General features: G+C 68.7%; 14 protein-coding genes. 10 read left to right on the plus strand and 4 right to left on the minus strand.

The genetic code is table 11. The features are described from left to right. Positions 1-8: 8 nt before the first annotated feature. Positions 9-1652, minus strand: coding sequence for a GMC oxidoreductase (locus RBB84_RS24330; protein ID WP_006551865.1), 1644 nt, complete (start codon positions 1650-1652; stop codon positions 9-11). 145 nt (positions 1653-1797) lie between these two features. Between RBB84_RS24330 and RBB84_RS24335 the strand changes: the two genes are divergently transcribed. From RBB84_RS24335 to RBB84_RS24375, 9 genes are all read left to right on the plus strand, one after another. Beyond that, positions 1798-2412, plus strand: coding sequence for a TetR family transcriptional regulator (locus RBB84_RS24335; protein ID WP_006551864.1), 615 nt, complete (start codon positions 1798-1800; stop codon positions 2410-2412). 44 nt (positions 2413-2456) lie between these two features. Then, complete coding sequence (purB, locus tag RBB84_RS24340; RefSeq protein ID WP_006551863.1) at positions 2457-3878, plus strand: adenylosuccinate lyase; 1422 nt, start codon at positions 2457-2459, stop codon at positions 3876-3878. A gap of 90 nt (positions 3879-3968) precedes the next feature. Beyond that, positions 3969-4595 (plus strand): TetR/AcrR family transcriptional regulator, encoded by a 627-nt coding sequence (locus RBB84_RS24345; protein WP_231911981.1) that lies wholly within the window; start codon positions 3969-3971, stop codon positions 4593-4595. Further along, complete coding sequence (locus RBB84_RS24350) at positions 4592-5020, plus strand: HIT family protein (protein ID WP_064255976.1); 429 nt, start codon at positions 4592-4594, stop codon at positions 5018-5020. Before RBB84_RS24345 ends, RBB84_RS24350 begins: the two co-directional genes overlap by 4 nt. Before the next feature lie 4 nt (positions 5021-5024). Further along, positions 5025-6626, plus strand: a complete 1602-nt coding sequence (locus RBB84_RS24355; protein WP_024102976.1) for an L-lactate permease — start codon at positions 5025-5027, stop codon at positions 6624-6626. A gap of 76 nt (positions 6627-6702) precedes the next feature. Next, positions 6703-7731, plus strand: coding sequence for a Dyp-type peroxidase (locus RBB84_RS24360; protein WP_064255975.1), 1029 nt, complete (start codon positions 6703-6705; stop codon positions 7729-7731). Beyond that, complete coding sequence (locus RBB84_RS24365) at positions 7728-8546, plus strand: family 1 encapsulin nanocompartment shell protein (RefSeq protein WP_006551857.1); 819 nt, start codon at positions 7728-7730, stop codon at positions 8544-8546. Before RBB84_RS24360 ends, RBB84_RS24365 begins: the two co-directional genes overlap by 4 nt. A gap of 213 nt (positions 8547-8759) precedes the next feature. After that, positions 8760-9050 carry a type II toxin-antitoxin system Phd/YefM family antitoxin gene (locus RBB84_RS24370; RefSeq protein WP_006551856.1) on the plus strand — a complete coding sequence of 97 codons (291 nt, stop codon included), beginning with the start codon at positions 8760-8762 and terminating at the stop codon, positions 9048-9050. A gap of 29 nt (positions 9051-9079) precedes the next feature. Beyond that, entirely contained in the window at positions 9080-9325 is a 246-nt protein-coding gene (locus RBB84_RS24375) for a type II toxin-antitoxin system RelE/ParE family toxin (RefSeq protein WP_082920998.1), read from the plus strand. Between the two features lie 56 nt (positions 9326-9381). Here RBB84_RS24375 and RBB84_RS24380 read toward each other — a convergent pair whose 3' ends face one another. From RBB84_RS24380 to RBB84_RS24390, 3 genes are all read right to left on the minus strand, one after another. Then, the gene (locus tag RBB84_RS24380) at positions 9382-9861 is read right to left on the minus strand and encodes a MarR family transcriptional regulator (RefSeq protein ID WP_064255973.1); all 480 of its coding nucleotides are present in this window, start codon (positions 9859-9861) and stop codon (positions 9382-9384) included. Between the two features lie 58 nt (positions 9862-9919). Further along, complete coding sequence (locus RBB84_RS24385; RefSeq protein ID WP_064255972.1) at positions 9920-10672, minus strand: cutinase family protein; 753 nt, start codon at positions 10670-10672, stop codon at positions 9920-9922. 149 nt (positions 10673-10821) lie between these two features. Continuing rightward, positions 10822-11484 carry an alpha-ketoglutarate-dependent dioxygenase AlkB gene (locus RBB84_RS24390; protein ID WP_024102984.1) on the minus strand — a complete coding sequence of 221 codons (663 nt, stop codon included), beginning with the start codon at positions 11482-11484 and terminating at the stop codon, positions 10822-10824. Between the two features lie 120 nt (positions 11485-11604). On the opposite strand from RBB84_RS24390, the gene RBB84_RS24395 reads away from it, so the two are divergent. Next, positions 11605-12435: an SDR family oxidoreductase gene (locus RBB84_RS24395; RefSeq protein WP_064255971.1), complete on the plus strand. Its 831-nt coding sequence runs from the start codon at positions 11605-11607 to the stop codon at positions 12433-12435. Positions 12436-12463 lie beyond the last annotated feature (28 nt).

A 12463-nucleotide genomic window follows, 5' to 3' on the forward strand; every position in this document is an offset into this window, starting at 1 on the left:
CGGCCGGGTCACCGCCCGTCGGCGATGATCCGCGCGATGTTCCGTTCGGCCAGCGCCGCGATGGTCAGCGACGGGTTCGCGGTGCCGGTGCTGCCCGGGATCAGCGCGCCGTCGACGACGTAGAGACCGGGATGGCCGTGCACGCGGCCGTAACCGTCGGTCGCCTCGCCGAGCACCGCACCACCGAGTGGATGCGCAGTGAAGGTCGCGTTGACGTCCTCGGCCATCGGCGATGCGCCCGGGATCGTGCCACCGGCCTGCGCCATCGCGTTGTGCACGGCCCGCAGGGCGTCGACGCTCTCGCGTTCGCCACCGGTCGGCCAGTTCAAAACCGCCCGATCGGCACCCGGGTCGTACGCGAAGTCGGCACGGGTGGGGTCGAGGGTCATGCCGAGGGAGGCGAGCATCCCGACGTCCTTCGCGGTGCCCGCGACGAACCAGTTCTCGAGGCTCAGCGGCAGACCGGACTCGTCGACGATCCGCGACGCCGACGGCGCGCCCTGGTCGCCGCCGAAACCCTCGGTGAGCGCGAACGAGCGGACGAGCACCGCGTCGCCGTTGGTGCCCCAGCCCCGGCCCACGCGCTCGTCGAGGTTCGGCAGCGAACCGGTGTGCCGCGCCTTGACGAGCAGTTCGGTCGTGCCGATCGATCCGGCGCCGAGGACGAGGCGGTCGCACGTGATCGTGGTAGTGCGCAGCACCACCCCCGTCGGGTCGACGGCCTGCACGTCGAGCCGGTAGCGGCCGTCGCCGTTCTGGCCGATCGCAAGCACCCGGTGACCGTGGCACACCAGGGTGCGCCCGGTCGCCTCTGCCGCCGGGATGTAGTTCTGCGTGAGATCGAACTTCGCGCCGTTCGAGTTGCCGAGATTGCTCTCGCCCGCGACGGCCGATCGGCGGACCGAGCCGGCGAGTTCGGCGCGCACGACGTCCCAATCCCAGATGCCGTCGATGCGGTGCGGGCTGTAACCGGCGGCGCGCGCGTCGTCGTCCCATCGCCGCGAGTGCGTGAACTCGGCGGCGTTGTAGATGTCGTCGGGCATCGGGTCGAGGCGCAGCATCGAGCGCACCTTCGGGTACCAGGTGGAGGTCATCTCGTCGTAGGACAGACGGCCGCCGAAGACGTGCTCGAAGAGGTGCCGTTCGGGAGCGATCATCACTCCGGTGAACACGATCGATCCGCCACCCACCGCCGCGCCGCGCCACACCGACATGTTCGGGTAGTCGACCACATCGAGGACACCGGCGAAGTCGTCGCACACCACCGGGATGCCCGTCGGTCCGGTGAAATGGGTGCGGTGGTGGTAGCCGCGACCATCGGCGAGCAGGTCGGTCGTGAAGATCTCGCGGTGCGGGTCGCGGGGCCAGCGCATGCCGCGCTCGAGCATCGTGACCCGGTTCCCGGCCTCGGCCAGGCGCAGCGCGGCGACGCTCGCACCGAAACCGGAGCCCACCACGACGACCTCGGAATGCTCCGGCGGGGCGGGCGGCGGAACGAACAGTTCGGGCACGAGTCGGCGGTACTCGTCGACCCCGACGGGCAGCGCGTCCGCACGCGGGAGGCCGATACCGGACATGCCCGGCGCCGCGGCGCCGGCACCCGCCAGGGCGGCCCCGAGAAGCGATGCCTGCAGAAAGCGTCGACGTCTCATCCGGTACGGCTCCGATCGTTCGATGATCTACTCGCGGGGCTGCGCTCGCCGAGGACTCGACACGCGCGGGCGGGCGCAATGGTACCGGTTGGTCTCCACTTCCGTTTTCCCCTGGTGAGACGGTCGGGACTGTCACCATGAGAAGGTGTCGATTGCTGCGACTCCGAAGGGCGAACGGCGCCGTCAGGCGCTGGTCGAGGCAGCGGCCGACCTCATCCTCGAAGGGGGGATCGACGCCGTCCGCCACCGGGCCGTCGCCACCCGCGCGGGCCTTCCGCTCGCATCGACCACCTATTACTTCGAATCGCTCGACGACCTCGTCGCATGCGCGGTCGACTACAACAGCGAGCGGGAACTCGACGCGATGCGGGAGCGCGTCCGCGACATCGAGCCGCTCCCGCGCAGTCTCGAGGGCACGGCCGATCTCATCGTCGAACTGCTCATCGGACCGCGGGACTGCGACGGCGGCATCGACCGCGAACGCCTGATCTCCCGGTACGAGCGGTGCGTCGCGACAGCCCGCTATCCGGAACTGCGTGACGTGCAGGTCCGCATGCGCGAGCAGATCGACCACCTGCTCACCGACCTGCTCGAACGCTGCTGCCGATCGGTGCGGCCCCGCGAGGTGCGTCGGCTCGTGGCGGTCGTGGACGGCGCGGTCCTCGGCGGACTGGGCGAGCTCGATCCCGACCCGCGCTCGCTCGCGCGCGGCATCCTGCTCGACGTCGTCGAGACCGTCGCGCCCCCGGTCGAGGATTGAGGTCGGGGAATACGGGAGCAGACCCGGACCGTAAACTCACTTGTGTGAGCCACATCCCCAACGTCCTCGCCACCCGCTACGCCAGCCCCGAACTCCGGGACCTGTGGTCGCCCGAGTACAAGATCGTGCTCGAGCGGCAGCTGTGGCTCGCGGTGCTGCGGGCGCAGGCCGAACTCGGGATCGACGTTCCCGCCGAGGCGATCGCCGACTACGAACGCGTGATCGAGCAGGTCGACCTCGAGTCCATCGCCCAGCGCGAGCGCGTCACCCGCCACGACGTCAAGGCCCGCATCGAGGAGTTCAACGCCCTCGCCGGTCACGAGCACGTCCACAAGGGCATGACCAGCCGCGACCTCACCGAGAACGTCGAGCAACTGCAGATCCTGCGGTCGCTCGAGCACGTCCACTCCCACGGTGTCGCCGTGGCCGCACGCCTCGCCGAGCGCGCCACCGAGTACGCCTCGCTCGTCATGGCCGGTCGCTCGCACAACGTCGCGGCGCAGGCCACCACCCTCGGCAAGCGTTTCGCGTCGGCCGCCGACGAACTGCTCATCGCGCTGCAGCGCGTCCGGGAACTGATGGCCCGCTACCCCCTGCGCGGGATCAAGGGCCCGATGGGCACCGCACAGGACATGCTCGACCTGCTCGGCGGTGATTCCGCCAAGCTCGCGCAGCTCGAGCAGAAGGTCGCGCAGCATCTCGGCTTCGCGAACGTCTTCACCAGCGTCGGCCAGGTCTATCCGCGTTCGCTCGACCACGACGTGCTCTCCGCGCTCGTGCAGGTCGGCGCCGGTCCCGCGTCGTTCGCCCACACCATCAGGCTCATGGCCGGCCACGAACTCGTCACCGAGGGCTTCCAGCCCGGCCAGGTGGGGTCGTCCGCGATGCCGCACAAGATGAACACCCGCTCGTGCGAGCGCGTCGACGGCCTGCAGGTCGTCCTGCGCGGCTATGCCTCCATGGCCGCCGAGCTCGCCGGCGCGCAGTGGAACGAGGGCGACGTCTTCTGCTCCGTCGTCCGCCGTGTGGCCCTTCCCGACGCCTTCTTCGCGATCGACGGCCAGATGGAGACCTTCCTGACGGTCCTCGCCGAGTTCGGTGCCTACCCGGCGGTGATCGAGAAGGAACTCGTGCGGTACCTGCCGTTCCTCGCGACGACCAAGGTCCTCATGGCCGCGGTCCGGGCCGGGGTGGGTCGCGAGACCGCACACGAGGTCATCAAGGAGCATGCGGTCTCCGTCGCACTCGCGATGCGCGAGGAGGGTCGCGAACCCGATCTGCTCGACCGTCTCGCCGCCGACGACCGGCTGCCGCTCGACCGCGCCGCGCTCGACGCGGCACTGGCCGACCGGGAGGTCTTCGCCGGAGCTGCGGTCGCGCAGGTCGAAGCGGTCGTCGCGGCGGTGCAGGACCTCGTAACGCAGTATCCGGAAGCAGCGAAGTACACGCCGGCGCCGATTCTGTAGGAAGCCGATTCGACAGGAATCACGGGAACCGACTGCCGGGGGGAGTGTCCGATGGGGGTGGCGGTATCAGCAGGAGAGAACGAAGTGTCGGTGAAACCGGGAAATACGGGTCGGTTGCGTGACGCAGCGCGAACACGCACCGCGCTGCTCGATGCAGCGCGCGAGGTGTTCCTGCGCGACGGATACGCGGCGGCGGCCACGGAGGAGATCGTCTCGGTGGCGGGGGTGACGCGCGGTGCGCTCTACCACCACTTCGCCGACAAGCGGGATCTGTTCCGCGGTGTCATCGAACGACTCCAGTCGGAAGCGGAGAGCTCCCTGGTCCCGGCCGAACCGGTCGAGGACGCCTGGGGGGGCTTCACCCAGGCCGTGCTCGCCTCGCTCGACGCGGTCTACGACCCCGCGACCCGCCGGCTGCTGCTCATCGAAGCCCCCGCGGTCCTCGGCTGGGCCGAGGTCCGCGAGACCCACCGGCACTCCTCGCTGAAGGCCATCGAGCGCATGCTCGTCACCCTCGATCCCGAGACCTACGAGGCGTCGCCCACGCGGACGTCGGTGCTCGCGCACCTGCTCGTCGCGGCCGTCGAGGAAGCGATGCTGTGTCTCGCGCACAGCGACGACCCGGTGCGCGACCGTCCTACGGTGCAGGGCGAACTGCTACGCCTGCTCGAAACCGCCCGCGGACCCGCACGTGCGGAGGAGTCCACGCCACAGTGACGGACTGCATTTTCTGCGCCATCGTGGCCGGGCAGTCGCCGGCCAGCGTCGTGCTCGACGAACCCGACGTGCTCGCGTTCATGGACATCCGCCCGTTCACTCCCGGGCATCTGCTCGTGATTCCGAAGCGGCACGCCTCCGGACTGGCACAACTCGATCCCGACGACGGAGCGAAGGTGTTCACCGCCGGGCAACGGATCGCCACGGCGATGCGCGCGTCCGACCTCCCGATCGAGGGCGTGAACATGTTCCTCGCCGACGGCGTCGCCGCCGGCCAGGAGGTCTTCCACGTGCACCTGCACCTCGTGCCGCGCAGCGCAGGGGACGGCTTCGGGATCCGAGCCGATTGGCGGACACCGAACCGGACCGTGCTCGACGGCACAGCCGCCACCATCCGCACCGCCGTGCAGACACCCCGGTCGTGATGCAGTGACAGGTGCATACGTTCAGCCGATCGCGCCGGTCGGCGGGTCGCTCGCGTGGTCGGCACTGGTGGCGGTACTCCCGCTGCTGACCATGCTCGTCCTGCTCGCCGTCTTCCGACTGCGGTCGCATTCGGCCGCGGGAATCGCGGTGGTCGTGGCCCTGATCGTGGGCACCGCCGTCTACGGCATGCCGGTCGGGTCCGCGCTCAGTGCCGGTGTCGAAGGTGCGGTCTTCGGTCTCTTCCCGATCATGTGGACGGTGGTCAACGCCGTCTGGGTGTACCGGCTCACCGTCGAATCCGGGCACTTCGACGTCCTCACCCGCGCCTTCGGGCGAATATCCCCGGATCCGCGGATCCTCACCATCGTCATCGCCTTCCTGTTCGGCGCGCTGCTCGAGGCGGTCGCCGGTTTCGGCACCCCCATCGTCGTCGCGACCGTCGTGCTCATCGGTGCCGGTCTGCCGCCGGTGCGTGCGGCCGCGGCGTCGCTGCTCGCCAACTCGGTCGTCACCCCGCTCGGCGTCATGGGCACACCGATCCTGACGATGTCGCGCGTCTCGGAGATCCCGATCGACGAGATCGGACCGGTCGTCGCGCGTCAGGTCTGCCTGCTCGCGGTGTTCGTCCCGCTCGTGCTGGTCGCGGTGGTCGGCGGATGGCGCGGAGTTCGCGAGACGTGGCCGGTCGCGCTCGTCGTCGGACTTGCCTTCGGCGCCGCCCAGTTCGTGTGCGCGAGCTATCTCACCGTGGGGCTGAGCAACATCGCCGGTGCCGTGGCCGGTCTGCTCGTGCTGCTGGTCGCGGTGAAGGTGCATCCCATGCATCGGGAGGCCCGCCGGGCCGCATCCGACCGGATCCACGACTCGCGTCGACGCGTCGTCGAGGCGTTCGCCCCCTACGCCCTGATCGTGGTCGTCTTCCTCGTCAGCCGGTTCGGTCCGGTGGCGTCGCTGTTGTCGAACGCGAGCCTGTCGTTCCCCTGGCCGGGTGTGGACGTGACTACGGCCGACGGGGACGTTCCCACCGCGGAGACCTTCACCATCGATCTGCTCACTGCCCCGGGCAGCCTCGTCTTCGTCGCCGCGCTGCTGTCGATACCGGTGCTGAAGGTCGCGGTGGCCGACGCGGTGCGATGCTTCGTCGCGGCGGTCGTGCAGTTGCGGTGGTCGTTCGCGACGGTGACGGCGGTCCTCGCCCTCGCGTACGTGATGAACCTGTCCGGGCAGACCGCCACGATCGGCGGTTTCCTCGCCGGTGCGGGCGTGGCGTTCGCGCTGTTGTCGCCGGTGCTCGGCTGGCTCGGCGTCGTGGTCACCGGCTCGAACACCGCCTCCAACGCGATGTTCGGCAGCCTGCAGGTCGCCGCGGCCCAGCAGTCGGGACTCGACCCGACCGTGCTGGTCGCCGGGAACATGGCCGGCGGCACCACCGGCACCCCGATCGCACTGCAGAACCTCGCGCTGGTGTCGTCGGTGAAGGGACTGTCCGGCAAGGACGGGCTGCTCATGCGCCGGATCTGGCCGCTGAGCATCGCCGGTCTCGCGGTGCTCGCCGTCCTCGTGTGGCTGCAGTCCACCTCGGTGCTGGGCTGGATGGTGCCTTGACGCTGCAGTTGTGCAGTGACGAACGTCGGCGTGCCGCGAACGCCTGTTTCGTGCGGGGTGCACTAGCGTTGTCGGAGTGGTTCGTGCACAACCGATACTGACCCCGCTCACCGAAGCGGCGATCTTCCTCGTCGTCACCGTCGACGAGGGCGCAGAGGACACCGTGCGGGATCTGCTCGAAGATCTCTCGGGCCTGCGCCGCTCGGTCGGTTTCCGCATCCCGGAGGGCGGCCTGTCGGTCGTCACCGGCATCGGCTCGGATATGTGGGACCGGCTGTTCGACGGCCCCCGGCCCGCCGGACTGCATCCGTTCGTCCCGCTCGACGGCGGTCGGCACCAGGCCCCCTCGACCCCCGGCGACCTGTTGTTCCACCTCCGCGCGTCGACGATGGACCTGTGCTTCGAACTCGCCGCGAAGATCAACGATAGGCTGCGCGGTGCGGCTCGGGTCGTCGACGAGACGCACGGCTTCCGCTATTTCGAACGCCGCGACCTGCTCGGCTTCGTCGACGGAACCGAGAACCCCGAGGACGACGAGGCCGTCGAGGCGGCCCTGGTCTCCGACGAGGATCCGGACTTCACCGGCGGTAGCTACGTCGTCGTCCAGAAATACCTGCACGACCTCGCGTCGTGGAACTCGTTGACCGTCGAGGAGCAGGAGCGGGCGATCGGCCGGACCAAGCTCGACGACATCGAGCTCGACGACGAGACCAAACCCGCGAATTCGCATGTCGCACTGAACGTGATCGTCGACGAGAACGGGGTCGAGCAGCAGATCGTGCGCGCGAACATGCCGTTCGGCAGCTTCGGCGCCGACGAGTTCGGCACCTACTTCATCGGTTACTCGGCCACCCCGGAGGTGACCGAGCAGATGCTGCGCAACATGTTCCTGGGCAGCCCGCCCGGCAACACCGACCGCATCCTGGACTTCTCCACCGCGGTGACGGGATCGCTGTTCTTCTGCCCCTCGCTGGAGTTCCTCGAAGATCTTCCGCCGTCACCGGCGGAAATTCCCTCCCACGAAGATCCGAGTGCCTCGACCGCCGGCCGGCCTGCCGACGGATCACTCGGAGTTGGCGCTCTGCGAAGGAGTTCGACCCTGTGAACAATCTGTATCGCGACCTCGCCCCGATTTCCGAGGCAGCATGGACCGAGATCGAGGAGGAGGCCGCACGCACCTTCAAGCGACACGTCGCCGGGCGCACCGTCGTCGACTTCTCCGGACCGCACGGCACCGACTTCGCGGCGGTGGGTCTCGGCCGCACCCGCGAGATCGAACCCCCGGCCGCCGGAGTGCGGGCGCGTCAGCACCGCGTCGCGCCGGTCGTCGAACTGCGGGTGCCGTTCACGCTGTCGCGCGAGGAGATCGACAGCGTCGAGCGCGGTTCCCGCGACATCGACCTCGACCCCGTCAAGGAAGCGGCCCGCCAGATCGCCTTCGCCGAGGACCGCGCGATCTTCGAAGGCTACGCGGCCGCGGGTATCGAGGGCATCCGGGCGTCGTCGTCGAACCCGTCCCTTCAGCTGCCCGAGGATCCCCGCGACTTCCCGGAGATCATCAGCCAGGCGCTGTCGCAGCTGCGACTGGCGGGTGTGGGTGGCCCGTACTCGATCCTGCTCGGCGCCGACGAGTACACCAAGGTCAGCGAGACGTCCGATCACGGCTACCCGATCCGCGAACAACTGCGCCGCCTCATCGACGGCGACCTCATCTGGGCCCCGGCGATCGACGGCGCGTTCGTGCTGACCACGCGCGGCGGCGACTACGACCTGCAGGTCGGCCAGGATCTGTCGATCGGCTACCTCTCGCACGACGCAGAGACGGTGAACCTGTACTTCCAGGAGTCGTTCACCTTCCTCGTCTACACCGGCGAGGCCTCGGTTCCGCTGGTGCCGACGACGCTCGAACTCCCGCACTGAGCCGGTCCCGGGGCGTCCGCGCGTGCGGCGCCCCGGGTCACCGACCGTCCGGCCGGATCACGACGGCGCCGGCGCGGGTTTACCTACGATCGTCCTGCTGTGCTGGGCGGCCTTCGGCCTCGTCCTGGCGTTCGTGGCCTCCCGTCGAAAGCCGGTGTCGGAACCGCCGCGAACGGAATGACCTGAGACTTCTCATAGTAATTCGCTAGAATTATGTACATGACGACTCTTCCTGTTGCCGACGCGCGGGCGCAATTGTCACGACTGGTCGATGAGGCCGAGCGCACACACGAGCGATTCGAGATCACCCGCAACGGGCACCGCGCCGCGGTGCTTCTCGGTGCCGACGATTACGACGCGATGCAGGAGACGATCGCGGTGTTGTCGGATACGGATCTGCTGCGGGCGCACGTCGAGGGCCGAACGGAGGTCGAGTCGGGAGACGTCGTCGATGTACAGGAATTGACGCAGCTGATGCGTGATGCTCGGTCGTCCGAGGAATGAGCACTCCGGACCACCCGTATCGGCTGGTGATGGCGAGGTCGGCTGCACGCGCCATGGCGAGGTCGTTGCCGGAGAAGGTAGCAACTGCGGTATACGAGTTCGTCACAGGACCCCTTCTCGAGAATCCGAAGCGGGTGGGGAAGCCGTTGAATCCGCCTCTTGCGCCGGCGTACAGCGCCCGGCGAGGTGAATATCGCGTCCTGTATCTGATCGGTGATGCGAACCGCACGGTCGAGGTCACCGCGATTTCGCACCGTGCCGATGCGTATCGATAGAAGACGGTCGGACAGTGCTGCCGCGAGCCGTCGGGGTTGCGGCAGCTACCGAGCTGTCAGAGTGCTCCGGCCTTCAACGCCGCCGCGTTGACGCGCACGAGCGCGGCGTGCAGGTCCTGGAGTTCGTCGAGCCCGACACCGAGGGCATCGACGACCTGTCCCGGCACCGACTCGGCCTCGGCACGCAGCGCCCGGCCGGCGTCGGTGAGCTCGAGGACGAGTTGCCGTTCGTCGGCCGCGCTGCGCGCGCGGGTGATCAGGCCCAGCGCCTCGAGTCGCTTGAGCAGGGGAGACAGCGTGGGGGAGTCGAGCTGGAGTAACTGCCCCACTTCCTTGCTCGTCAGCGGCGAGCGTTCCCACAGGGCGAGCATCACCAGGTACTGCGGGTGGGTCAGTCCCAGCTTGTCGAGGATCGGTCGATAGACCGCGAGCACGGCGCGGTTCGCCACGGCGAGAGCGAAACACACCTGCCGCTCCAGCGCGAGAGGATCATCACCGGAAGCAGGAAGGCGGGTGGCCGGGGACTCGACGCTCATGAACCGACGATACCGAACCGGTATATCCCGGCCCGGGTTCTCCCGGGTGCGACGATCCTCACGGGTCGTAGTCGGGATAGGTCGTGTGCAGCCTCAGGTAGCCGGTGACGTTCTCGCCCAACCACCCTTCGCTCTCCTCCGGTGTCACGCCGTCGCAGACCGCGTCGCCCTCGATGCAGATCCGTTCGACGGCGATCGTGCCGAAGTCGTCGCGACCGCCACCGAGCGTGATGCCCGGGACGACCTCGCCCGGGAACAGCGTTTCGACTCCCCGGGTGTCACGCGGGTCGGAGTACAGCACACCGCTGATCCGCTCCGGCGGCACCGAACCGTCGGCCGCGATCTCGGCGAGGACGTCGCCGGCGATCGACGCGCCCTGCGAGTAACCGAGGACGACGAGCTCGCTGTCGGGGCACGAACCGTGCCGGACGGTGATCGTCTCGCGCAGGCGCTGATGCCCGATCCTCTTGGACTCGTCGTACGCGAGTCGCCCCGATCCCTCGCTCGACCCGGACTCCGGCACCGGAACCACGACGGCGGGATAGCGGATGTGCTCGACCACCGTGCCGGGTGCCGCGTACCGCGCCGAGATCTTCGCGAGGGGTGAATCGGGATCGATCGAATCCGGGGCGTCGATGTTGCGGGTTCCGTCGACCGCGATGACGAACCGCTCCGGGCACGGACGGAAGGTCTCTGCGCCGGCGGTGGACGCGGTGCCGTCAGTGGCGGCGGCGGCGACGACGGGTCCGGTCAGGCCGAGGGCGAGTCCTGCGATGATCGCCAGGACACGACGACAAGCGAAGTCGGGCATGGCAGTCTCCTGTGATCGACCCCGACACCGATGACTACCGCACGAGAATATCGTCCGATTTGACGTATTTCTCGCCGGCGAAACGCTACTCCTAGTGTAGTTGGTTACAAAGTCACAGACCGAACGTTCGGAATTTTCGAGCGGTTCGATCAAGCAAGTCCGGTACTCCGCAGGGTGATGTTGAGGCGCCCCGCGGTGAGTCCGCAGCGGGAACTGCCGGTGTCCGGATACACGACCGGCACCCCGTGATAGGCGAACCGCGACGGACCGCCGAAGACGAACAGATCGCCGGACTCGAGACGCACGTCGGTGTATGGCCGGCCGCGCGACTCGGTGTTGCCGAACCGGAACAAGCAGGCATCCCCGAGACTGAGCGACACGATCGGCGCGCTCACCCGCTCGTCCTTGTCCTGATGCATCCCCATCCGCGCGTCGCGGTCGTAGAAATTGATCAGAGCGGTATCGGGCTCGTACCCGCCCCCGGCCGCCGGATCGTCGTAGGCATCGGCGACGGCACGCCGCCCGAGTTCGACGAGCCGGTCGGGAAGCGGCGGAACGGGAGCGTCGTCGACATCGACCGCGGTGCGGGTGTAGCGGTACGGCGACCAGTGCCATCCGAGGCACACCGTGCTCACCGACATCCGTCCGCCACCCGGAAGCAGGGTGTGCCGCATCGGCGCCGGCGGGCGCGCCCAATCACGACACAGCTCGACGAGCTCGCGCTGTTCGCCCGGGTCGAGCCAGTCGGGCACATGCACGGCGCCCGGCGCGATCTCGCGTCGCGGACGGGAGACGGAGAACAATTCGTCCATCCCGGGTGCTCGACCTCCGTGCGTGTGAGCGGTACCTACAGCCGGTGATACGTGTAGACAGGTTCAGTACCAACTGTGCCGCACGGGACGGCACTGCGATTCGACGGGGAGGTATCAGCGATGAAGGTCGAAGGCAGAGTGGCCGTCGTGACAGGCGGGGGCGGCGGAATCGGCGGCGCCATCGCTGCCGGCCTCGTCGAGCGAGGTGCACGAGTGGTGGTCGCCGACCTCGACGAACACGCGGCGCAGCGCGTCGTCGCGACGCTCGAGGAGGAGACGCCGGGGAGCGCCGTCGCGGTGGCGGCGGACGTCTCCGACGACGAACACATCCGCGGCCTCGTCGAGCGCGCCGAAGCGGAGTTCGGTCCCGTGGACCTGTACTTCGCCAACGCGGGTGTCACCGGTGTGCCCGGCCTGGAGATCGAGGACTCGGTCTGGGAGCAGTCCTTCGACGTCAACCTGCGCGCACACATCCGTGCGGCGCGACTGCTGGTACCCCGATGGGTCGAACGTGGCGAGGGCTATTTCGTCAGCACGGCGTCGGCGGCCGGCCTGCTCACACAGATCGGCTCGGCCACCTACTCGGTCACCAAGCACGCGGCCGTCGGTTTCGCCGAGTGGCTGTCGGTGACCTACGGCGACAAGGGTGTGAGGGTGAGCTGCCTGTGCCCGATGGGCGTCAACACACCTCTGCTGTACTCGGGGGACGCATCCGGGCACGCACTCGGTGAACTCGCCACCCGGGCCGTCACGACCGCCGGTGCGGTGCTCGAACCCGTCGACGTCGCGGAGACGGTGTTCTCGGCAATGGAGGAGGAGCACTTCCTGATCCTTCCGCACCCGGAGGTCCTCGAGATGTACCGGAACAAGGGCGCCGACTACGACCGGTGGCTGCGCGGCATGCGTCGCTACCGTCAGGCCCTCGAGGAGTCGACTCCCACCGATTCGTGAAATCGATTGCCCCTGTCCACGTTGGTGT

The organism is Rhodococcus sp. D-6 (assembly GCF_040256695.1).
Lineage (GTDB): Bacteria > Actinomycetota > Actinomycetes > Mycobacteriales > Mycobacteriaceae > Rhodococcus > Rhodococcus pyridinivorans.

Bases quoted from the DNA above. Each gene is read 5' to 3' on its own strand.
- RBB84_RS24330 (WP_006551865.1), bottom strand. From the start codon at position 1,652: ATGAGACGTCGACGCTTTCTGCAGGCATCGCTTCTCGGGGCCGCCCTG.
- RBB84_RS24370 (WP_006551856.1), top strand. From the start codon at position 8,760: ATGTACATGACGACTCTTCCTGTTGCCGACGCGCGGGCGCAATTGTCA.
- RBB84_RS24375 (WP_082920998.1), top strand. From the start codon at position 9,080: ATGGCGAGGTCGGCTGCACGCGCCATGGCGAGGTCGTTGCCGGAGAAG.
- RBB84_RS24380 (WP_064255973.1), bottom strand. From the start codon at position 9,861: ATGAGCGTCGAGTCCCCGGCCACCCGCCTTCCTGCTTCCGGTGATGAT.
- RBB84_RS24385 (WP_064255972.1), bottom strand. From the start codon at position 10,672: ATGCCCGACTTCGCTTGTCGTCGTGTCCTGGCGATCATCGCAGGACTC.
- RBB84_RS24390 (WP_024102984.1), bottom strand. From the start codon at position 11,484: ATGGACGAATTGTTCTCCGTCTCCCGTCCGCGACGCGAGATCGCGCCG.
- RBB84_RS24395 (WP_064255971.1), top strand. From the start codon at position 11,605: ATGAAGGTCGAAGGCAGAGTGGCCGTCGTGACAGGCGGGGGCGGCGGA.